Here is a 20,087-nt window from a genome sequence, read left to right on the forward strand (position 1 = left end):
AGCCGACACCATGCTCCGTTCCCGTCCCCACTCTCGCACCAAGACGCTCTCGTACGCGGTCTTCGGCGTGCTCCTGCTCAGTGCTGCCGATGCCTTTGCGACCGTCTCCCAGAGCCCGTTGAGCCTGACCGTAGGCGTTCCGCCGAACATGCTGCTGACCCTCGACGACTCGGGCAGTATGCGCTGGGCCTTCGCTCCGGATAACAAAAGCGGCTATTCCACTACACGCCGCGCCAAGTCGAGCACCTTCAACCCGATCTACTACAACCAGGAGGCGAGCTACCAGGCGCCGATCGTCTTCGACGCATCAGGCAACGAGAACCAGCTTTCCACCAGTTTCACCTCGGCTCTGGTCAACGGTTACAACAGCGATCGCGGTAATCTGAATCTCTCTGACGGCTACAAGGTGTCTTGGACCTATGTGCTGGAAGAGGGTTTGCCCACCAGCTACGGCTATAGCAGCACCAGCAACCGGTTGGCGGAAAACCCCTCTGCAGACTTTTCCTGTTATGTGGAGTCTCTGAATAGCAACGGCTCATACAAAACTTGCAATCTCAGCACAGGGAAAACGATTAAGATCACTCGCGGTGCTGATACCGGTGGCTGGAACTCAACTCGGACTTGCACTGCCGCTACTGATAACTGGGTTGCTGGAGACTGCACCTACAATAGCAGTAATGGCCGCTATACAGGCAGTTGGGCACGCAAGGGAGTCCCAGCGTACTACTACATTTACGACTCGAGCAAAGCGGCGAACTGCACGTTCGACAACGATGACTGTTACACCCTTCAATTCGTCGGCAGCGATGAACAGCAGAACTTCGCCAACTGGTATTCCTTCTACCGCAACCGTGGCCTGGCAACCATTTCCGCCGCGGCGCTGGCCTTTTACGACCTGTCTCCGGCCGTACGCCTGACCTGGCAAGGGCTGGGTCGCTGCACCACCTTCAACGGCAACGACAGCAACTGCCGAAACAACGCCTTCAAGGCCTACTCACCCGAGCACAAGGGCCAGCTGTATACCTGGCTGCAAAATATCAATTTCAACCAGAGTACCTACCTGCCGGCCGCCATGAAGCGTGCAGGTGAGTTCTTCAAGACCGCAACGCCCTGGCAGAAGAACCCCAACGGTACCGGCAACACGACGCAGAATACCTACGCCTGCCGCGCCAGCTACCACATCATGATGACCGATGGTTTGTGGAACGAATCGGTCAGCGCGCCCGGCAGTTTCCGTCACGACGCCACCACCTTCGACCTGCCCGACGGCCAGCGCAGTTACAGCGGCCAGGCCCCTTACCATGACAGTCAGAACAACACGCTTGCCGACCTGGCCATGCACTATTGGGCAACCGATCTGAACCCGACCCTCGACAACGAACTACCGCCTTACCTTCCCTTCAAGAGCGGCGATTCCACAACCGACTATTGGGATCCGCGCAACGACCCGGCCACCTGGCAACACATGACCAACTTCATGATGGGCCTGGGCCTGACCGAAGCCATGGATCGTTCGGATATTCCATGGGAGGGCGGCACCCACAAAGGCGTCGGCTACCAAGCACTGTTGGCCGGTAACGCAACCTGGCCACCCGCCAGCGCTTCGGGCAACAACAATAACGTCTATGACCTGTGGCACGCCGCAATCAACTCACGGGGCGAATTCTTCAGCGTCGACAGTCCGGAAACCATGGTCCAGGCGTTCGACGACATTCTGTCGCGCATTGCCGATCGCAAATCCACCGCCGCCCGGCCGGCCATCAATTCCGGCCAGGTCAGTGCCGACGAAAACGACAATGGCACGGTCAAGACCGTCTCCTACCAGACTTCTTACGCCAGCGACGACAACTGGTCCGGCGATGTCAAACGCTTCGAGAAGGCCTGGAACGCCCAGAGCAACACCTTCGAAACCGCCGAAATATGGAGCGCCAAGAACAAGGTACCCGGCTGGCAAAGCCGCACGATCAAGATTGCCGGCAACACCAATAGCGGGCTGGTGGATTTCAGCTGGGCCAATGCCGGCTCCGCCACCGCCAACGGCACGCTGGCCAATCTGCTCAGCCGCAACCCGGAAAACAGCAACGTAACCGATGGCTTGGGCGCGCAGCGGCTAGAGTATCTGCGCGGCAACCGTAGCGGTGAAGGCACCACCTTCCGCCAGCGCAGTGGTGTACTGGGCGACTTCTACTCGTCCAGCCCAGCGGTGGTGTCCGGGCCGCGCTACCTGGTCAATTTCAGCAACAGGCTCGAAGGCAACACCGCCTACACCACTTTCGCCACCGCCATCGCCCAGCGCACCCCGCGTCTCTATGTCGGCGGCAACGACGGCATGCTGCATGGTTTCAATGCCCAAACCGGGGTCGAGGAGTTCGCCTTTATTCCAAGTGCGGTGTTCCACAAGCTGAACAAGCTAACCGGTGCTAACTACAGCCATGAGTTCTATGTCGACGGCAGTCCCGTCGTGGCCGACGTATTCGACGGTACTGAATGGCGCACCATCCTGGTCGGCACCCTGAAAGCAGGCGGCAAATCGATATTCGCCCTGGACATCACCACCCCAGGCAGCGAGAAGCTGCTTTGGGAGTTCGACGACAGCAGCCTGCCTGACGACGCCGCGGTGAAAATGGGCTACAGCTTCTCCCAACCAACCATTGCGCGCCTGCATACCGGAACATGGACCGTGGTGTTCGGCAATGGCTATGAAAGCGCCAACAACACCAACGGCAAGGCCGCGCTGTTCATCGTCGATGCCATGGAAGGGACTCTGCTCAACAGCCTGGAAGTCGAGGGTGTGGATGGTATCGCCAATGGTCTGTCCACTCCAAAGCTTGCCGACTACAACGCCGACGGTGTAGCGGACTATGCCTACGCGGGAGACCTGCAGGGCAACGTCTGGCGCTTCGACCTGCTGCGTAACGGCCGTAGCGACACCGCGCCCTTCACCACCGAAGACGATAGCGAAAACGCTGTCTCGAATTTCGAAGTGGCCTATGGTGGGAGGCCACTGTTCAGCGCGGTGGCAGACAACGGCAGCACTCGTCAACCCATCACGTCCGCTCCCAGCCTGGTACTGCACCCCACCGGATCTGGCTATCTGGTCGTTTTCGGTACCGGCAAATTCTTCGAGACCGGCGACAAGGAAGGCGACAAGAGCATCGCGCAGACCGTCTACGGCATCTGGGACAAGCAGACCCTGGGCGAGGAAGCCAGCAATCCGAATATCAGCCGCACCAGCCTGCAAGAGCAGGAGATCGTGACCCAGACCACCGTCGAGGCCGATGGCTCGACCCGCCAGGGCCTGGTCATCAGCAACAACAATGTCAGTTGGCAGGCAAGCGAAAACCAGTCGGCACAGAATGGCTGGTACCTGAACCTGCGGCAGAGCGAGGGCGAAATGGTGGTGGAGAACATGTCGCAACTGGGTCGTACGGTATTCTTCCAGACGCTGATCCCCAACGACGACCCCTGCGGTGATGGCGCCACCAACTGGACCTATGCCATCAACCCCTTCACTGGCGGCAGAACGTCCCACAACGCCTTCGACTACAGGCCCACCACAGACATCGAGACGAGCAACATTTCCGCAATCCGCCAGGACGGCGAAGGGGGCGGCACCCTTTCGCAGGATTCCGACGGAACCTACCAGTACTGCACTGGCCAGGAGTGCGTGAACATCTACCCGGACCCAGCCAGTCTGGGCCGCCAGAGCTGGCGCCGAATCGAAGGGGAGTAGAGATGAAACCAGCAGTATCAACGGAGCAGTCCATGAAACGGGTCCAGACCGGTTTCACCCTGATCGAACTCATGATCGTGGTCGCCATCATCGGCATTCTGGCAGCCATTGCGTACCCGAGCTACGACGAATACGTCAAGCGTGGCAACCGTACCGAAGGCCAGGCCCTGCTGAGCGACGCCTCCGCCCGGCAGGAGCGCTACTTCGCGCAGAACAATGCCTACGTCACCTCCGACGCGGATATCGCCAAGTTGGGACTGAAGAATGGCAACAAGTCAGAAACCGGGAAATACACCCTAGCCGTTGATGAAGCCAACAACAACGGTTACATCCTAACGGCGAAACAAGAGTTCAACGATGCCAAGTGTGGCGATCTGACCTTGGATGATCTCGGCAGAAAAGGACGCAGCGGCAGCAAAGCCATCGAAGATTGCTGGCGTTGACCCTCTGCCCTGTAGGGCGGGTGCAACCCGCCCTACCCGCCATTGAGGAATGGTCTTGCCGTGTCGGCGGATGTCACCCGTCCGGCACGAAACACCAAAGAGAGGCTGCGCCTTACGGCAAAGGCTGTTCACTCAAGACCATAAGCCGGTTGCAGCATCACAGGCTCTTATCAGCATAAAATAACGCTTTGTTTTTATTGGATAAATCTTAGAGCTTCCGCCCGTCCGCAAGGATGGACAACGGCGAAGCCTTGCCCACGCGTCTGTCGGGCACGTACATGGATTAGCCTTTCGCCCCCCCTGTGGAGCCCGCTTGCGGGCGATCGGCCGCAACGCCGATGATCGACGGCTAGGACTCGGCGTCCCCCGGGCTCCTACGGGCGCGATGTGCACATGCAGCTTTCTCGGGCAGTATTATGCGCCTTACAGCGCCTTCACCCGCAACTCCTTCGGCATCGAAAACGTCACGTTTTCCGGCCGCCCCTGCAGTTCATCCGTGCCGCTGGCGCCCCACTCTTTCAGCTTTTCGATCACCCCACGCACCAGCACTTCCGGCGCCGAGGCGCCGGCGGTGATGCCGATGCGCTGGATGTTCTCGAACCACTCGGGCTCGAGGTCCTCGGCGCCGTCGATCAGGTAGGCCGGGGTGTCCATGCGTTCGGCGAGTTCACGCAGGCGGTTGGAGTTGGAGCTGTTGGGGCTGCCGACCACCAGTACCACGTCGCACTCGTCGGCCAGTTGCTTCACTGCATCCTGGCGATTCTGTGTGGCGTAGCAGATATCGTCCTTGCGCGGCCCGCCGATGCTGGGGAATTTGCTGCGCAGGGCATCGATGACGCGACTGGTGTCATCCATGGACAGCGTGGTCTGGGTGACGAAGGCCAGCGCCTCGGGGTTGCGCACCTGCAGCCTGGCGACGTCTTCCTCGTCTTCGACCAGATAGATGGCACCACCGTTGCGGTCATCGTACTGCCCCATGGTGCCTTCGACTTCCGGATGCCCCTGGTGACCGATGAGGATGCATTCGCGCCCTTCACGACTGTATTTGGTGACCTCGAGGTGCACCTTGGTCACCAGCGGGCAGGTGGCGTCGAACACTTTCAGGCCGCGCTTTTCCGCCTCCTGCCGTACGGCCTGGGACACACCGTGGGCGCTGAAGATGACGATGACGTCATCCGGCACCTGGTCCAGTTCCTCGACGAAGACCGCGCCACGCGCACGCAGGTCCTCCACTACGAACTTGTTGTGCACGACTTCGTGACGCACGTAGATCGGCGGGCCGAAGACTTCCAGGGCGCGGTTGACGATCTCGATGGCGCGGTCGACGCCCGCGCAGAAGCCGCGGGGATTGGCGAGTTTGATTTGCATGGTGGTCTCGGCACGCGGAGCTTGAAAATGGGGGAAGTGTAGCGCGATACGCTGCAGGGCGTTCTTCGACGCCCTTGCGCTATGCTGTCGGGCCTGATCGCCAGCAAGGACTCGGCGTCCCCAGGCTCCTACCTCTTCGGCCCTGGCCCGGCGGGCTCTAGACCGGCTTGACCTCGATGATCTCGACTTCGAAGGACAGCGTCTTGCCGGCCAGCGGATGATTGAAATCGATGGTGACCTGGTTGTCATCGAAGGCCTTCACCACGCCCGGCAGTTCGGCGCGAGAGGCATCCTGGAAGCTCACCATCAGCCCTTCGGAGAGCTCCATGCCCTCGAACTGGCTGCGCGGCATGACCTGCACGTTCTGCGGATTGGGCTGACCGAAGCCCTGCTCGGGCGCAATCTGCAGGGTGCGCCGGTCGCCGGCCTGGAGGCCGTAGAGCTGTTGCTCGAAGCCCGGCAGAAGATTGCCGTCACCGACTGTGAAGGTCGCGGGTTTCTTGTCGAACGTGCTGTCGACCAGCTCGCCCGTTTCCAGGCCAAGCGCGAAATGCAGGGTAACTTCCTTGTCCGGCCCAATGCGCTGTTCAGTCATGTGCGGATTCTCCGGTCTTGTTGCTCTTGAACATATCCAGCGCCAGCATCACGGCGCCTACGGTAATGGCACTGTCGGCGATGTTGAACGCCGGGAAATACCAGCGGTTCTGCCAATGCACCAGGATGAAATCGACCACGTGGCCCAACACCACCCGGTCGTAGAGGTTGCCCAGCGCGCCACCCAGAACCAGGGCCAACGCCACCGCCAGCCAGGTTTCATTGGCCTTCAGCCGCTTGAGCCAGACCACCAGCACGACGCTCACACCGATCGCGATCACCGCGAACAGCCAGCGCTGCCAGCCGCTGTGATCGGCGAGAAAGCTGAAAGCGGCGCCGGTGTTGTAGGCCAGCGTCCAGGCGAAGTAGTCGGGAATGACCTCGACCCTCTGGTACAGGCTGAAATTGGCCTCGAACCAGTGCTTGGCCGCCTGATCGAAGGCGACGACCAGCACGCTGAGCCATAGCCAGGCGAGCTTGCCGAAACGTGCGCTCATGCAGTTGCCTCCGCTAGAACACCGCGCGGTAGGGTGGGCTTTAGCCCACCGAGACTGAAGGCAACATCGTAATGGTGGGCTGAAGCCCACCCTACGGTAGTACGCACGGGGTCACGCATAGTGACGAACCTCGCCAGCGCCCTCGATATTCTCCACGCAGCGTCCGCAGATTTCAGGATGCTCGGCGTGACTGCCGACATCCGGCAGATGGTGCCAGCAGCGGCCGCACTTGGCGTGCTCGGTCTTCTTCACCAGCAGCTTGAGCCCGGTCAGCTCGCTCGCCACCGCCTCGGCGGGAGCTTGCGCCAGCGGGGCGACCGCGACGGCCGAGGTGATCAGCACGAAGCGCAGCTCGTTGCCCAGCTTGGCCAGTTCGGCAACCAGCGCCTCCTCGGCATACAGCGTGACTTCCGCCTGCAGGTTGCCGCCGAGGGTCTTGGCCGCGCGCTGGTTTTCCAGCTCCTTGTTCACCGCGGCCTTGACCGCCATCACCTGGTCCCAGAAGGTGCGATCCAGCTCGGCATCCTGCGGCAGCTCGGCCAGACCTTCGTACCAGGTGTTGAGCATCACCGACTCGTTGCGCTCGCCCGGCAGGTATTGCCAGATCTCCTCGGCGGTGAACGCCAGGATCGGCGCGATCCAGCGCACCAGCGCCTCGGCGATGTGGTACAGCGCGGTCTGGCAGGAACGGCGCGGCAGGCTGTCGGCGCCGGTGGTGTACTGGCGGTCCTTGATGATGTCGAGGTAGAAGCCGCCCAGCTCTTGCACGCAGAAGTTGTGCACCTTCTGGTAGACGTTCCAGAACTTGTAGGTGCCGTAGGCTTCCTCGATCTCGCGCTGCAGCAGCAGGGCACGGTCGATGGCCCAGCGGTCGAGGGCGATCAGTTGCTCGTTGGGCACCATGTGCTGCGCCGGATCGAAGCCATCCAGGTTGGAGAGCAGGAAACGCGCGGTGTTGCGGATACGCCGGTAGGCATCGGCGCTGCGCTGCAGGATCTGCTTGGACACGGCCATCTCACCGGAGTAGTCGGTGGCCGAGACCCACAGACGCAGGATGTCGGCGCCCATGCTGTCGGTGATTTCCTGTGGCGCGATGACGTTGCCGAGGGACTTGGACATCTTGCGGCCGTTCTCGTCCACGGTGAAACCATGGGTGAGCAGGCCCTTGTAGGGCGCGTGGCCGTCGATGGCCGCGCCGGTCAGCAAGGAGGAATGGAACCAGCCACGATGCTGGTCGGAGCCCTCCAGATAGAGATCGGCGCGCGGCCCCTGTTCGTGGCCCATGGGGTGCGAGCCGCGCATCACGTGCCAGTGGGTGGTGCCGGAATCGAACCAGACGTCCAGGGTGTCGCTGATCTTCTCGTACTGCGCCGCTTCGTCGCCCAGCAGCTCGGCCGCATCCAGCTTCGACCAGGCCTCGATGCCGCCCTGCTCGACGCGCTGCGCCACCGCCTCCATCAGCTCGACGGTACGCGGATGCAGCTCGCCGCTTTCCTTGTGCAGGAAGAACGGGATCGGCACGCCCCAGGTACGCTGGCGCGAGATGCACCAGTCCGGGCGCCCGGCGATCATGCCGTGCAGGCGCGCCTGGCCCCAGGCCGGGACGAACTCGGTCTGCTCGATGGCATCCAGTGCGCGGCGGCGCAGCGAACTGCCATCGTGGGCGACCTTGTCCATGCCGACGAACCACTGCGCGGTGGCGCGGTAGATCAGCGGCGTCTTGTGCCGCCAGCAGTGCATGTAGCTGTGCTGGATCGACTCGTGCTTGAGCAGCGCGCCGACTTCGGCGAGCTTGGCAACGATGTTCGGGTTGGCCTTCCAGATGAACTGGCCGCCGAAGAACGGCAGGTCCGGCACGTAGACGCCATTGCTCTGCACCGGGCCGAGGATGTCGTCGTTCTCCATGCCGTAGTGCTTGCAGGAACGGAAGTCGTCCTCGCCGTAGGCCGGCGCCGAGTGGACGATGCCGGTACCGGCGCCGGTTTCCACGTACTCGGCCAGGTAGACCGGGGCGAAACGCTCGTAGAACGGATGACGGAAGCGGATCAGCTCCAGCGCCTGGCCTTCGCAGCGGGCGACGATCTCGCCCTGCAGGCCGTAGCGCGCCAGACAGGATTCAACCAGCTCTTCGGCCAGCACCAGCAGGCGATCGCCGGTGTCGACCAGTGCGTAGACGAACTCCGGATGCACGTTGAGCGCCTGGTTGGCCGGGATGGTCCAGGGCGTGGTGGTCCAGATGACGATGCTGGTCGGCTTGGCCAGATTCGCCACGCCGAAGGCGGCGGCCAGCTTGTCGGCGTCCTCGACGGCGAAGGCCACGTCGATGGCATCGGACTTCTTGTCCTGGTATTCGACTTCCGCCTCGGCCAGCGCCGAGCCGCAGTCGAAGCACCAGTTCACCGGCTTCAGGCCCTTGAAGACGAAACCGCCCTCGACCATCTTCGCCAGCGCGCGGATCTCGCCGGCTTCGTTGGCGAAATCCATGGTCTTGTAGGGATTGTCCCAGTCGCCGAGCACGCCGAGGCGGATGAAGTCGGCCTTCTGCCCTTCGATCTGTTCGGCGGCGTAGGCGCGGCAGCGCTCGCGGGTCAGATCGGCCGGCTGGTTCTTGCCGAAGGTGGTCTCGACCTTGTGCTCGATCGGCAGGCCGTGGCAGTCCCAGCCCGGCACGTAGGGCGCGTCGAAACCGGCCAGGGTGCGCGAACGGACGATCATGTCCTTGATCACCTTGTTCACCGCATGGCCGATGTGGATGTTGCCGTTGGCGTACGGTGGGCCATCGTGCAGGACGAATTTCGGGCGACCTTCGCCGATCTGCCGCAGCTTCCGGTACAGGTCGATGCTGTTCCAGCGCTGCAGAATCTCCGGCTCGCGCTGTGGCAGACCGGCCTTCATCGGAAATGCCGTGGACGGCAGATTGAGGGTCGCTTTGTAATCGGTCATTTCAGTCCTGACTCGTGGTGAAGGGGTGAAGCCCGCCAGTAATCGCGGGCAGCGGCGATGTCCGCGTCGATCGCCGTCTTGAGTGCCTCCAGCGAGGCGAAACGCTGCTCGTCGCGCAGCTTGCGCAGGAAGGTCACCTGCACCAGGCGACCGTAAAGATCGCCCTGATAGTCGAGCAGGTGCACTTCCAGGTGCGGCTTGCCGTCGCTTTCGACCGAAGGTCGCATGCCGATGTTGGCCACGCCGGCCAGCGGCTGGCCATCCAGTTCGAGGCTGACCACGAACACCCCGCTGAGCGGCGTATTGCGGCGCTTGAGCTGGACGTTGGCGGTCGGCGCGCCCAACTGGCGACCGAGTTTCTGCCCGTGCATGACCCGGCCGGTGATGCCGAACGGCCGACCGAGCAGCGCTTCGGCCAGCGGTAGATCGCCATCGGCCAGCACCTGGCGCAACCGTGTGCTGCTGACCCGCTCGCCAGCCACCTCGATGGTGGTGGCGGCCTCGACGGTGAAGCCTTCGGCGGCACCGGCCTCGAGCAGGAAGTTGAAGTCGCCGGCACGATCACAGCCGAAACGGAAATCGTCGCCGACTTCCAGATGCTGCACCCCCAGCCCTTCCACCAGCGTGGCGTGAACGAATTCCGCGGCACTCAGTTCACGCAGCCGCCGATTGAAGGCCAGGCACAGCACCCGATCGACACCCTGCTCGCTCAGCAGTTGCAACTTTTCACGCAGCCGGGTCAGGCGCGCAGGCGCCCTGTCCGGGGAGAAGAATTCACGCGGCTGCGGCTCGAAGATCACCACGCAGCTGGGCAGCACCAGCTCGGCCGCACGTTCGCGCAGGCGCGCCAGGATGGCCTGATGCCCCCGGTGCACGCCGTCGAAGTTGCCGATGGTGGCGACGCAACCCCGATGCCGGGGTCGCAGATTGTGAAGGCCTCGAACCAGCTGCATACCGCACTTCTTGCTTGAAAAGTGGCCGATTATACGCATGTGGCGAGCATCCCGGACAGGTTTGCATCGGCCTGGCAGCATCGATCAGTGTCGCAAATGTCGGGGCCGCAGGCCTGCCAGCAGAAGTCCGCCGGCAAATGCTGCCAGACCGGCACAGACCAGCAATCCCAGGCGCAGCGCGCGCTGCTGCCAGCCCCAGGCGAACCACTCCTGCGCCGGCACGTTGAGCCACCAGACCACCGCCACCATTGCCGCACAGGCAGCCGCCAGGCGCAGCCCGAACGACCACCACCCCGGCGCCGGGCGGTACACGCCGATCTTGTACAGCCCCCAGAACAGGAGAACGGCGTTGAGCATGGACGACAGCGACGTCGCCAGCGCCAGCCCGACATGCTTGAGCGGCCAGATCAGGATGAGGTTCATCACCATGTTCGCCACCATGCAGATGACCGCCACGCGCACCGGCGTCTTCAGGTCCTGGCGCGCAAAGAAGCCAGGCGCAAGCACCTTGATCAGCATGAACGCCAGCACGCCCAGCGAATACGCCTGCAGCGCCCTGGCCGACTGCACCACCGCTTCCTCGCTCATGGCGCCGTAATAGAAGAGGCTGGCGATCATCGGCTCGGCGAGAATGCCCAGCGCCAGCGCAGCGGGAACGCCGACCAGCAACACCATGCGCAACGCCCAGTCGAGCGTCGAGGAAAACGCCTTCGGGTCCTCACCAGCATGCTGGCGCGACAGGCTCGGCAGGATCACCGTACCGATGGCGATGCCGAACGCCCCCAGCGGCAGCTCGGACAGGCGATCGGCGTAATACAGCCAGGACACGCTGCCGGTCTGCAGAAAGGACGCCAGTACGGTATCGAGCAGCAGGTTGATCTGGCTGACCGAGACCCCGAACAGTGCCGGCACCATCAACAGCATGATGCGCCGCACGCCCTCGTCGCCAAGCTTGACCCGCGGCCTCGGCAACAGGCCCAGCCGGGCGACGTAGGGCAGCTGGAAGGCCAACTGGGCGAAGCCGGCGATGAACACGCCCCAGGCCAGCGCCATGATCGGCTGATCGAAGTACGGCGTGAGGAAAACCGCCGAAACGATCATGCAGACGTTGAGCAGCACCGGGGTGAAGCCCGGCACGGCGAAGTAGCCGTAGCTGTTGAGCACGCCCGAGGTGAAGGCCGTCAGCGAAATCAGCATCAGGTAGGGGAAGGTGATGCGCAGCAGTTCGCCGGCAAGCTGCATCTTCGCCGGATCGTCATGGAAGCCCGGCGCGAAAACCATTACCACATAGGGCGCGAACAGCACGCCCAACGCGGTCAACCCCGCGAGAATCAGGCCCAGCATCCCGGCGGTACGGTCCACCAGCAGCTTGACGTCGGCGAGCGTGCGCTTGGTGCGGTATTCCGACAGCACCGGTACGAACGCCTGGGCGAAGGCGCCCTCGGCGAACAGCCGGCGCAGGAAGTTGGGAATCTTGAAGGCGATGAAGAAGGCGTCCGCCGCCGCCCCGGAGCCGAAGTAGCTGGCGACCACCATATCGCGTACCATGCCCAGCACGCGCGACAACAGGGTCATCACACTGACCACCGCGCTGGAACGCAACAATCCGCCCTTGCCGGTTTTTTCGGACATTTGTCTTCCTAGAATTGCAGCGAGATTGATCGACCGAGCGCGCAGCGTCGACCGGATCGATGGCCAGTTACGACACGAAACGAGCCGGCGAGTTTAGCCCCAGCCCATCTGTCCGACCAGCATCTCGAGCCATTCGACCGGGCTTGACAAGCGCCCGCCGCGTCGGCATGATTCGCGGCCTTATTTGCTTTGCAATCCCCCACGTTTTCGAGGAGTTCGACGGTGGCCAACAGCCCTTCCGCCAAAAAACGCGCAATTCAGGCTGAGAAGCGTCGCAGCCACAACGCCAGCTTGCGCTCCATGGTTCGCACCTACATCAAGAATGTGGTCAAGGCCATCGACGCCAAGGACCTGGACAAGGCCCGCGCAGCCTACACCGCCGCCGTGCCGGTCATCGACCGCATGGCCGACAAAGGCATCATCCACAAGAACAAAGCCGCTCGTCACAAGAGCCGCCTGAACGGCCACATCAAGGCCCTCGGCGAAGCTGCTGCAGCCTGAACTGCAGGTTCTTGAAAAAACCGGCCTGGCGCCGGTTTTTTTATGTCTGCAGCTCCTGGCAGCTTCGTAGGTTGGGTTGAGGAGCGCAGCGACGAAGCCCAACACGCTCAAGCACCGCCCGACATCCTGCCCGTTGGGCTTCGCTGCGCTCAACCCAACCTACGGCCAGGGCAGGATCGGAATCGCCGTCACCGCATTCTGCGGACTGCCCTCGATGAGCCGATCGCTGTAGACGAGATAGACCAGCGCATTGCGCGCCTCATCGAAGAAGCGCACCACCTGCATGCTCTTGAACACCAGCGACGTGCGCTCCTTGAACACCACTTCGCCATCCTTCAGTTGGCCATCGAAGCGAATGGGCCCGACCTGGCGGCAGGCGATCGACGCCTCGGCCCGATCCTCCGCGAGTCCCAGCCCACCCTTGATGCCGCCGGTCTTGGCTCGCGAAAGGTAACAGGTCACGCCTTCGACCCTGGGGTCGTCGAACGCCTCGACGACGATCTTGTGGTTCGGCCCGAGCCACTTGAACGCCGTATCGACCTCGCCGACCTGCTCGGCGACTGCCAACTGGGGTACCAACCCCAGCATCAATGCCACGATCGCCAGACGCATAAGCACCTCAGACCAGAATCATGTTGTCGCGATGAATCAGCTCCGGCTCGTCGACGTAGCCGAGCAGCTTCTCGATCTCGTCGGATGGCCGCCCGAGAATCCGCTGCGCCTCGGCCGCGCTGTAGTTCACCAGCCCCCGCGCGACCTCCGCCCCCTGAGGGCCGACGCAGACCACCATCTCGCCACGGCGAAACGCACCCTGAACCGCCTTCACACCGACCGGCAACAGGCTGCGATGCCCCTGGCGCAGCGCATGCACGGCACCGTCATCCAGCGTCAGCGTGCCACGGGTCTGCAAATGCCCGGCCAGCCATTGCTTGCGTGCCGCATGCCGACTGCACTCGGGCGCCAGCAGCGTACCCAGGCGCTCGCCAGCCTTGAGTCGCGCCAGCACCTGCTCGATGCGCCCACCGACGATCACCGTGTGCGCACCGGAACGCGCAGCCAGGCGCGCCGCGCGCAGCTTGGTCTGCATGCCGCCGCGCCCCAGCGCACCACCGGTACCGCCGGCCACGGCATCCAGCGCCGGATCGTCGGCGCGCGCCTCGCTGATGAGATTGGCCTGGAGATTGAAACGAGGATCGGCATCGAACATGCCGTCCCGATCGGTGAGGATGACCAGCAGATCGGCCTCGACCAGGTTGGCCACCAGCGCGCCGAGGGTATCGTTGTCACCGAAGCGGATCTCGTCGGTGACGACGGTGTCGTTCTCGTTGATGACCGGTACCACGCCGAGATCGATGAGCGTACGCAGGGTGCTGCGCGCATTGAGATAGCGCTTGCGGTCGGAAAGGTCGTCATGGGTGACCAGGATCTGCGCGGTCTGCTGGTCGCGCCGGGCGAAGCTCGATTCCCAGGCACGGATCAGCCCCATCTGGCCCACCGCGGCGGCCGCCTGCAGCTCATGCACCGCCTTGGGCCTGCCTGCCCAGCCCAGACGACTCATTCCGGCGGCAACCGCGCCGGACGACACCAGCACCAACTCCACGCCAGCCTCGCGCAGGGCCACCATCTGGTCCACCCACACCGCCATCGCCGCCTGATCCAGACCACGCCCATCGGCGGTCAACAACGCACTGCCGATCTTCACCACCCAGCGCCGCGCGCCGCTCACCTTGTCCCGCATCGTTCCCGCCTTCTATCCGGCCAAAACACTTCTGGATCGGGCTGCGCACGAGCCAGCCCGCCGACCACTCGCATGAACCGGGCCGCCGCGCGACCCGGATTCCGGCTCAGCGGACGTAGATGATTTCGGCACCACCTTCGTCATCGTCATCGTCGTCGAAGTCGTCATCATCGACCTCGTCCGCCGCCTTGACCCCGGCGCGCCGCAGCGCGCGCTGATCATCGAGCTCCTGCAGCCGCGCGCGCGCCTCGTCCTCGATCTGCCGATCCAGCTCGGCCAGCGCCTCGGCATAGTCCGGCTCCTCGGCGATGCGCAGCGTGCGCTCGTCGAGATAGCGCATGATCGCCTGGGTCAACGCCTCGGTGCCCTCGCCCTCCAGCGCGGAAATCACGAATACCGGCCCATCCCACTCCAGGCGCTCGACCACCTGCCGCATGCGCTCCTCGCGCTCTTCGTCGAGCAGCTGATCGGCCTTGTTCAGCACCAGCCAGCGGTCGCGCTGCATCAAGGCCGGGCTGAATTTCTCCAGCTCGCGCAGGATGACCTCGGCCGCATCGGCCGGATCGCTGTCGTCCAGCGGCGCCATGTCGACCAGATGCAGCAACAGGCGCGTGCGCGCCAGATGCTTGAGGAAGCGAATCCCCAGTCCGGCGCCTTCCGCCGCCCCCTCGATGAGCCCGGGGATATCGGCGATCACGAAGCTCTTGTAGCGACCCACGCTGACCACGCCGAGATTCGGCACCAGCGTCGTGAAGGGATAATCGGCCACCTTAGGCTTGGCTGCGGAAACCGAGCGGATGAAAGTGCTCTTGCCGGCATTCGGCAACCCCAGCAGGCCGACGTCGGCCAGCACTTTCAGCTCCAGCTTGAGATCGCGCGCATCGCCCGGCTTGCCCGGCGTGGTCTGCCGCGGCGCACGGTTGGTACTGGACTTGAAACGCGTGTTGCCCAGCCCGTGCCAGCCACCCTGGGCCACCAGCAGGCGCTGGCCGGCCTTGGTCAGGTCACCCATGATTTCCTGGGTCGCGGCGTCGATCACGGTGGTACCGACCGGCACCGGCAGGATCAGATCGTCACCCTTGGCGCCAGTGCAGTCGGTGCTTCCACCCTTCTGCCCGTTCTGCGCATTGAAGCGACGGGTATAGCGGTAGTCCACCAGGGTGTTGAGGTTCTCGTCGGCCTCCAGATACACCGAGCCGCCGTCACCGCCATCGCCACCGTTGGGGCCACCTTTCTCGATGAACTTCTCCCGACGGAAGCTCATCATGCCGTTGCCACCGTCACCGGCCTTTACAAAAATCGATACTTCATCGACGAATTTCATGGGAACGCCTCCCGTCGCAGGACGGGCTTAAGAAACAAGAACGTAAGGGTCTTGCAAAAAACCCAGCGAAAACTGAATGAGTACCGAGCAGTTCTTTGCAAGAGCCTCACAAGGATACAGAAACAAAAAAGCCCCGTCGCATGACAGGGCTTTTCCAGCAACGCCGCGGTTAGGCTGCGACGACGCTCACGTAGCGACGGCCGAAAGCGCCCTTCACTTCGAACTTGACCACACCTTCGACCTTGGCGAAGAGCGTGTGATCCTTGCCCATGCCCACACCGTAACCGGCATGGAACTGGGTGCCGCGCTGACGCACGATGATGTTGCCGGCCTTGATGACCTGGCCGCCGTACATCTTCACGCCAAGGCGTTTGGCTTCTGAGTCGCGACCGTTGCGGGTAGAACCGCCAGCTTTTTTGTGTGCCATGAGTTCAATACTCCTATAAGGGGATCCAGGCCCGATTAGCCCTGAATACCGGTGATTTTGACCTCAGTGAACCACTGACGGTGGCCCTGACGCTTCATGTGGTGCTTACGACGGCGGAACTTGATGATGGTCACTTTGTCGTGGCGGCCCTGGGCGACCACTTCAGCGGTGACTTTGGCACCATCGACCACCGGAGCGCCGATCTTCACATCGTCGCCGTTGCCGATCAGCAGAACGCGGTCGAAAGTGACAGCTTCGCCAGTCGGAACTTCGAGTTTTTCAATCTTGAGGTATTCGCCTTCGGCAACCTTGTACTGCTTGCCGCCGGTAACGATAACTGCGTACATCTGTGTATCTCCGTTGATCCTGCTCACCCAGCGCTTTGTAAGAATGGTTGGTGGCTGGCATGGCTGCATGGGGCCGGAAGTGACGCCCGTGCAATTGCGTAAGGCAGGGAAATGCCCAGGGGGGAAGTTCAGGGTCCGCGATTGTACGCATGCGCCACCCCCCGCGCAATAGCCAACCGGTGTCGCCTTGACAGTGCCAGACCCGCCCCCTAGCATGCCGCGCAACCTGCGAGGAGTCCCCGATGCAACCCCAGCCTTTCTACCAAGTTGTGGCGGACGATTTTGCCGCTGTCGACGGCATCATCCGCAAGCAACTGACTTCTCGCGTTCCGCTGGTGGAAAAGATCGGGGATTACATCACCTCGGCCGGCGGCAAGCGCCTGCGTCCGCTGCTGGTGCTACTCAGCGGCAGTGCGCTCGGTCATCAGGGCGACCAGTTGCGCCTGTTGGCCGCGATCATCGAATTCCTGCATACCTCCACGCTGCTGCACGACGACGTCGTCGACATGTCCGGCATGCGTCGCGGCCGCTCCACCGCCAACGCCCTGTGGGGCAATGCGCCCAGCGTGCTGGTCGGCGACTTTCTATATGCACGCTCGTTCGAAATGATGGTGGAACTGGATTCCATGCCGGTCATGCGCATCATTTCCCAGGCGACCCGGGTCATCGCCGAGGGCGAAGTGCTGCAGCTGTCCAAGGTCCGCGACGCCAGCACCACCGAAGAAATCTACATGGAAGTCATCCGCGGCAAGACCGCCATGCTCTTCGAGGCCTCCACCCATAGCGCGGCCACCCTGGCCGGCGCCAGCGAGGCGCAACGCGAAGCCCTGCGCGCCTTCGGCGACTACCTCGGCATCGCCTTCCAGCTGGTCGACGACCTGCTCGACTATCAGGGCGACACGGAAACCCTCGGCAAGAACGTCGGCGACGATCTCGCCGAAGGCAAGCCGACCCTGCCGCTGATCTACACCATGCGCGAAGGCGACGCCGAGCAGGCCGCGCTGGTACGCAAGGCGATCCAGAAAGGCGGCCTCGAGGACCTGGAAAGCATTCGCGCTGCCGTGGAGGCCTGCGGTGCCCTGGACTACACCGCCAGGCTGGCCCGCGATCATGTCGAGCGCGCCATTGCCTGCCTCGAAGTCATTCCCGCCAATCGGTATCGCGACGCCCTGGCGGAGCTTTGCCGTTTCGCCGTGGCCCGCACGCACTGATCACCTCCTCCCGATGCTGCGCCGCATGGCGCAGCTGCCAGCCCCCTCCTCTCTCCCCATCGATGCCCCAGCAGTCGGCACAGGCCCAGCGATCATTTGCGCTTGCAGTTTTGCAAATAACAATTATTCTCATCAAGAGAATTCACTGGAGGTGCCGCATGACTTATCTGATAGATGCCTGGCTGGATCGCCCACAGCCTTACCTGCGGATACTCGATCGCAACACTGGCGCAGTATGCGTTTCGCTCGAAGGGGAAGCGCTCGAGGAGCTGCGGGAACAGGGCGACCTGGACCTGCAGGAGTTGAGCACGACCGAGCCCTGCGTGCTCAAGGAACAGGTCCGCAACCTGTTCCTGTTCAGCTATGCCCGGGCGTTGCGCCCTTGAAGCGGCGCAAGCGGCAGAGAGCTTGCGTTGGCGTAGGAGCGAGCCATGCTCGCGAATCCAGGCCCCGCAAGTTTCGCGGGCATGGACTCGGCGTCCCCACCCGCCCCTACACGCCGGCCTGAAGAGGCCTGCCGCCTTTAAAGCACGTCCAGCAGTTCGACGTCGAACACCAGCGCGCTGTGCGGCGGAATGCTGCCGACGCCCTGGGCACCGTAGGCCAGCTCGCTCGGTACGTAGAGGCGCCATTTGCTGCCCGCGTTCATCAGTTGCAGGGCCTCGGTCCAGCCGGCGATCACACCGCTCACCGGGAACTCGGCAGGCTGGCCACGCTGATAGGAGCTGTCGAACACGCTGCCATTGATCAGGGTCCCGTGATAATGGGTGCGCACGCTGTCCTCGCGGCTCGGGCGAGGACCTTCGCCGGTGCTCAACACTTCGTACTGCAGGCCCGACTCCAGCACGATCACGCCTTCGCGCCTGGCATTCTCGGCGAGGAAGTCGCGACCTTCGGCCGCCGCAGCCTCGGCCTTCTTCTGCGCTTCGGCCTGCATGCGCTCGCGGATCACGGCGAAGCTGGCATTCAGCGCCTCCGGGCTGACCTGGCTGGTCACGCCGGCGAAGGCGTCGCGGATGCCGGCGATCACTGCATCCAGGCTGACGCCCGGCGGCGGGTTGTCGCGCAGCTGGTCGCCCAGTTGGCGGCCGATGCCGTAGCTCACGCGGGTTTCGTCGGTGGAGAGGTTGAGATCGGTCATGCCCGGGCTCCGATAGGAAAAAAGGTCGGCCAGCCTAGCACATCTCGCAGTCCGGCTTTGCCCCTGCCGTCCTCACGCTCATGGTGATTGCTGAACGCAGGGCCGATTGCTCCCCCCGAACGGACCAGACGCCAGCTCCATATCGGCCGGTTCCACAAAAAAGCGGCCAGATCAGTGCTTGGTGATCTTGTCCATGTAGCCCATGGCGAATGCCGACAGCACGAACGTCAGGTGGATGATCACGTACCACATCAGCTTCTCGCTCTCGATTTGCTGCACGTTCATGAACATGCGCAGCAGGTGGATCGAGGAGATCGCCACGATCGAGGCGGCGACCTTCAGTTTCAGCGAGCCGGAGTCCATCTTGCCGAGCCAGTCGAGCTTTTCCTTTCCCTCGTCCACGTCCAGCTGGGAGACGAAGTTCTCGTAGCCGGAGATCATCACCATCACCAGCAGCCCGCCGACCAGGGCCATGTCGATCAGCGACAGCAGCGTCAGCACCAGATCGGCCTCGCTGATCGCCAGGATCATCGGCAGGATGTGGAAGATTTCCTGGAAGAACTTGATCGCCAGCGCCAGCAGCGCGAACGCCAGACCGAAATAGATGGGTGCCAGCAGCCAGCGCGCGGCGTACATGGCGTTCTCGAGGATGCGCTCCATGGGGTCTCACAACGAAAATTACGAAGGGGCGAGTATACGCAGCAGGACCGAGCGCACAAGGCACGCCCAGACGCTGAATTCACGTGTGGATAAAAAACGCAACGGAAGGCTGGCCGCCTACCAGAATTCGCCAGCGCCCGCTGGTGAACTCGGACTCAGGCCTCCGGACGCGACTCCCAGCCGCCGAGAAATCGCGCCTGATTGGCGTTCACCCGGCGCAGCTCGGCCTGCATGTGCAACTGCCAGATGGCCGGGTCGTCGGATTCACGGTAGCCCTGGTCCAGCAGATTGCTCGCGATCGCCGAGAGCACCGACTCGGCCATCGCCGGCCCGTGGAATGGGCCCTGCACCTTGATCGCGGTGGGTTGGCTGCCGGCCAGCCCGGCGGCGCAGAGCAACGTCCACAGGCCGTTGCCGCCCGCCAGCGGGCGAATGATGCATTCGATTCGGGTAACCAGGCCCAGGCACTGGCGATTGAGGCAAAGGCTATGCGGCATGGCGGCGGTCCTCGCGTCGGGCTGACGCGGGAACATCCTAGGCGGACGAGCGCGAAAGCCAGTTTATCCCCTGAAGCT

General features: G+C 63.1%; 19 protein-coding genes. 5 read left to right on the top strand and 14 right to left on the bottom strand.

All coding sequences use genetic code 11. The features are described from left to right. Window positions 1–10: 10 nt before the first annotated feature. Complete coding sequence (locus IN820_RS16670; RefSeq protein WP_235989179.1) at window positions 11–3,733, top strand: pilus assembly protein; 3,723 nt, start codon at window positions 11–13, stop codon at window positions 3,731–3,733. A gap of 32 nt (window positions 3,734–3,765) precedes the next feature. After that, window positions 3,766–4,176: a type IV pilin protein gene (locus tag IN820_RS16675; protein ID WP_193682036.1), complete on the top strand. Its 411-nt coding sequence runs from the start codon at window positions 3,766–3,768 to the stop codon at window positions 4,174–4,176. A 423-nt stretch (window positions 4,177–4,599) separates the two neighbouring features. On the opposite strand, the gene ispH is transcribed toward IN820_RS16675, so the two are convergent. The 6 genes from ispH to murJ all read right to left on the bottom strand — a co-directional run bounded on the left by ispH (window position 4,600) and on the right by murJ (window position 12,163). Further along, window positions 4,600–5,544, bottom strand: a complete 945-nt coding sequence (gene ispH, locus IN820_RS16680; RefSeq protein WP_193682037.1) for a 4-hydroxy-3-methylbut-2-enyl diphosphate reductase — start codon at window positions 5,542–5,544, stop codon at window positions 4,600–4,602. A gap of 157 nt (window positions 5,545–5,701) precedes the next feature. Next, entirely contained in the window at window positions 5,702–6,139 is a 438-nt protein-coding gene (locus IN820_RS16685) for an FKBP-type peptidyl-prolyl cis-trans isomerase (RefSeq protein WP_193682038.1), read from the bottom strand. Further along, window positions 6,132–6,635 carry a signal peptidase II gene (gene lspA, locus IN820_RS16690; RefSeq protein ID WP_193682039.1) on the bottom strand — a complete coding sequence of 168 codons (504 nt, stop codon included), beginning with the start codon at window positions 6,633–6,635 and terminating at the stop codon, window positions 6,132–6,134. Before lspA ends, IN820_RS16685 begins: the two co-directional genes overlap by 8 nt. A 111-nt stretch (window positions 6,636–6,746) precedes the next feature. Continuing rightward, window positions 6,747–9,578: an isoleucine--tRNA ligase gene (gene ileS, locus IN820_RS16695; protein ID WP_193682040.1), complete on the bottom strand. Its 2,832-nt coding sequence runs from the start codon at window positions 9,576–9,578 to the stop codon at window positions 6,747–6,749. Further along, window positions 9,575–10,531, bottom strand: a complete 957-nt coding sequence (ribF, locus tag IN820_RS16700) for a bifunctional riboflavin kinase/FAD synthetase (protein WP_193682041.1) — start codon at window positions 10,529–10,531, stop codon at window positions 9,575–9,577. Before ribF ends, ileS begins: the two co-directional genes overlap by 4 nt. An 84-nt stretch (window positions 10,532–10,615) precedes the next feature. Continuing rightward, window positions 10,616–12,163 carry a murein biosynthesis integral membrane protein MurJ gene (gene murJ, locus IN820_RS16705; RefSeq protein WP_193682042.1) on the bottom strand — a complete coding sequence of 516 codons (1,548 nt, stop codon included), beginning with the start codon at window positions 12,161–12,163 and terminating at the stop codon, window positions 10,616–10,618. A gap of 222 nt (window positions 12,164–12,385) precedes the next feature. Here murJ and rpsT point away from each other — a divergent pair, with 222 nt between their 5' ends. After that, entirely contained in the window at window positions 12,386–12,664 is a 279-nt protein-coding gene (gene rpsT / locus IN820_RS16710; protein ID WP_003288018.1) for a 30S ribosomal protein S20, read from the top strand. Between the two features lie 159 nt (window positions 12,665–12,823). On the opposite strand, the gene IN820_RS16715 is transcribed toward rpsT, so the two are convergent. From IN820_RS16715 to rplU, 5 genes are all read right to left on the bottom strand, one after another. Then, the gene (locus IN820_RS16715) at window positions 12,824–13,276 is read right to left on the bottom strand and encodes a CreA family protein (protein ID WP_193682043.1); all 453 of its coding nucleotides are present in this window, start codon (window positions 13,274–13,276) and stop codon (window positions 12,824–12,826) included. A gap of 7 nt (window positions 13,277–13,283) precedes the next feature. Continuing rightward, on the bottom strand, window positions 13,284–14,402 hold the full coding sequence (proB, locus tag IN820_RS16720; RefSeq protein ID WP_193682044.1) for a glutamate 5-kinase: 1,119 nt from the start codon (window positions 14,400–14,402) through the stop codon (window positions 13,284–13,286). A 106-nt stretch (window positions 14,403–14,508) separates the two neighbouring features. Further along, window positions 14,509–15,726: an Obg family GTPase CgtA gene (gene cgtA, locus IN820_RS16725; protein WP_193682045.1), complete on the bottom strand. Its 1,218-nt coding sequence runs from the start codon at window positions 15,724–15,726 to the stop codon at window positions 14,509–14,511. Between the two features lie 169 nt (window positions 15,727–15,895). Beyond that, a complete protein-coding gene (gene rpmA, locus IN820_RS16730) occupies window positions 15,896–16,153 on the bottom strand; it encodes a 50S ribosomal protein L27 (RefSeq protein WP_003292362.1) in 258 nt (85 codons plus the stop codon). Window positions 16,154–16,188: 35 nt separating this feature from the next. Continuing rightward, window positions 16,189–16,500, bottom strand: a complete 312-nt coding sequence (gene rplU, locus IN820_RS16735; RefSeq protein WP_013981863.1) for a 50S ribosomal protein L21 — start codon at window positions 16,498–16,500, stop codon at window positions 16,189–16,191. Window positions 16,501–16,742: 242 nt separating this feature from the next. Here rplU and IN820_RS16740 point away from each other — a divergent pair, with 242 nt between their 5' ends. Together IN820_RS16740 and IN820_RS16745 are read left to right on the top strand one after the other, a co-directional pair. After that, on the top strand, window positions 16,743–17,711 hold the full coding sequence (locus IN820_RS16740) for a polyprenyl synthetase family protein (RefSeq protein WP_193682046.1): 969 nt from the start codon (window positions 16,743–16,745) through the stop codon (window positions 17,709–17,711). Window positions 17,712–17,869: 158 nt separating this feature from the next. Beyond that, a complete protein-coding gene (locus IN820_RS16745) occupies window positions 17,870–18,097 on the top strand; it encodes a PA4570 family protein (protein ID WP_193682047.1) in 228 nt (75 codons plus the stop codon). Between the two features lie 137 nt (window positions 18,098–18,234). Here IN820_RS16745 and IN820_RS16750 read toward each other — a convergent pair whose 3' ends face one another. The 3 genes from IN820_RS16750 to IN820_RS16760 all read right to left on the bottom strand — a co-directional run bounded on the left by IN820_RS16750 (window position 18,235) and on the right by IN820_RS16760 (window position 20,009). Then, complete coding sequence (locus IN820_RS16750; RefSeq protein ID WP_193682048.1) at window positions 18,235–18,852, bottom strand: FKBP-type peptidyl-prolyl cis-trans isomerase; 618 nt, start codon at window positions 18,850–18,852, stop codon at window positions 18,235–18,237. 171 nt (window positions 18,853–19,023) lie between these two features. Continuing rightward, on the bottom strand, window positions 19,024–19,512 hold the full coding sequence (locus IN820_RS16755; RefSeq protein ID WP_193682049.1) for a TIGR00645 family protein: 489 nt from the start codon (window positions 19,510–19,512) through the stop codon (window positions 19,024–19,026). Window positions 19,513–19,667: 155 nt separating this feature from the next. Next, window positions 19,668–20,009, bottom strand: coding sequence for a PA4575 family protein (locus IN820_RS16760; protein WP_193682050.1), 342 nt, complete (start codon window positions 20,007–20,009; stop codon window positions 19,668–19,670). Window positions 20,010–20,087 lie beyond the last annotated feature (78 nt).

It is taken from the genome of Pseudomonas lopnurensis (assembly GCF_015070855.1).
In the GTDB taxonomy this organism is placed as follows: Bacteria; Pseudomonadota; Gammaproteobacteria; order Pseudomonadales; family Pseudomonadaceae; genus Stutzerimonas; species Stutzerimonas lopnurensis.

Coding starts and splice junctions, on each gene's coding strand:
- IN820_RS16670 (WP_235989179.1), top strand. CDS start 11: ATGCTCCGTTCCCGTCCCCACTCTCGCACCAAGACGCTCTCGTACGCG.
- IN820_RS16675 (WP_193682036.1), top strand. CDS start 3,766: ATGAAACGGGTCCAGACCGGTTTCACCCTGATCGAACTCATGATCGTG.
- ispH (WP_193682037.1), bottom strand. CDS start 5,544: ATGCAAATCAAACTCGCCAATCCCCGCGGCTTCTGCGCGGGCGTCGAC.
- IN820_RS16685 (WP_193682038.1), bottom strand. CDS start 6,139: ATGACTGAACAGCGCATTGGGCCGGACAAGGAAGTTACCCTGCATTTC.
- lspA (WP_193682039.1), bottom strand. CDS start 6,635: ATGAGCGCACGTTTCGGCAAGCTCGCCTGGCTATGGCTCAGCGTGCTG.
- ileS (WP_193682040.1), bottom strand. CDS start 9,578: ATGACCGATTACAAAGCGACCCTCAATCTGCCGTCCACGGCATTTCCG.
- ribF (WP_193682041.1), bottom strand. CDS start 10,531: ATGCAGCTGGTTCGAGGCCTTCACAATCTGCGACCCCGGCATCGGGGT.
- murJ (WP_193682042.1), bottom strand. CDS start 12,163: ATGTCCGAAAAAACCGGCAAGGGCGGATTGTTGCGTTCCAGCGCGGTG.
- IN820_RS16715 (WP_193682043.1), bottom strand. CDS start 13,276: ATGCGTCTGGCGATCGTGGCATTGATGCTGGGGTTGGTACCCCAGTTG.
- proB (WP_193682044.1), bottom strand. CDS start 14,402: ATGCGGGACAAGGTGAGCGGCGCGCGGCGCTGGGTGGTGAAGATCGGC.
- cgtA (WP_193682045.1), bottom strand. CDS start 15,726: ATGAAATTCGTCGATGAAGTATCGATTTTTGTAAAGGCCGGTGACGGT.
- rpmA (WP_003292362.1), bottom strand. CDS start 16,153: ATGGCACACAAAAAAGCTGGCGGTTCTACCCGCAACGGTCGCGACTCA.
- rplU (WP_013981863.1), bottom strand. CDS start 16,500: ATGTACGCAGTTATCGTTACCGGCGGCAAGCAGTACAAGGTTGCCGAA.
- IN820_RS16740 (WP_193682046.1), top strand. CDS start 16,743: ATGCAACCCCAGCCTTTCTACCAAGTTGTGGCGGACGATTTTGCCGCT.
- IN820_RS16745 (WP_193682047.1), top strand. CDS start 17,870: ATGACTTATCTGATAGATGCCTGGCTGGATCGCCCACAGCCTTACCTG.
- IN820_RS16750 (WP_193682048.1), bottom strand. CDS start 18,852: ATGACCGATCTCAACCTCTCCACCGACGAAACCCGCGTGAGCTACGGC.
- IN820_RS16755 (WP_193682049.1), bottom strand. CDS start 19,512: ATGGAGCGCATCCTCGAGAACGCCATGTACGCCGCGCGCTGGCTGCTG.
- IN820_RS16760 (WP_193682050.1), bottom strand. CDS start 20,009: ATGCCGCATAGCCTTTGCCTCAATCGCCAGTGCCTGGGCCTGGTTACC.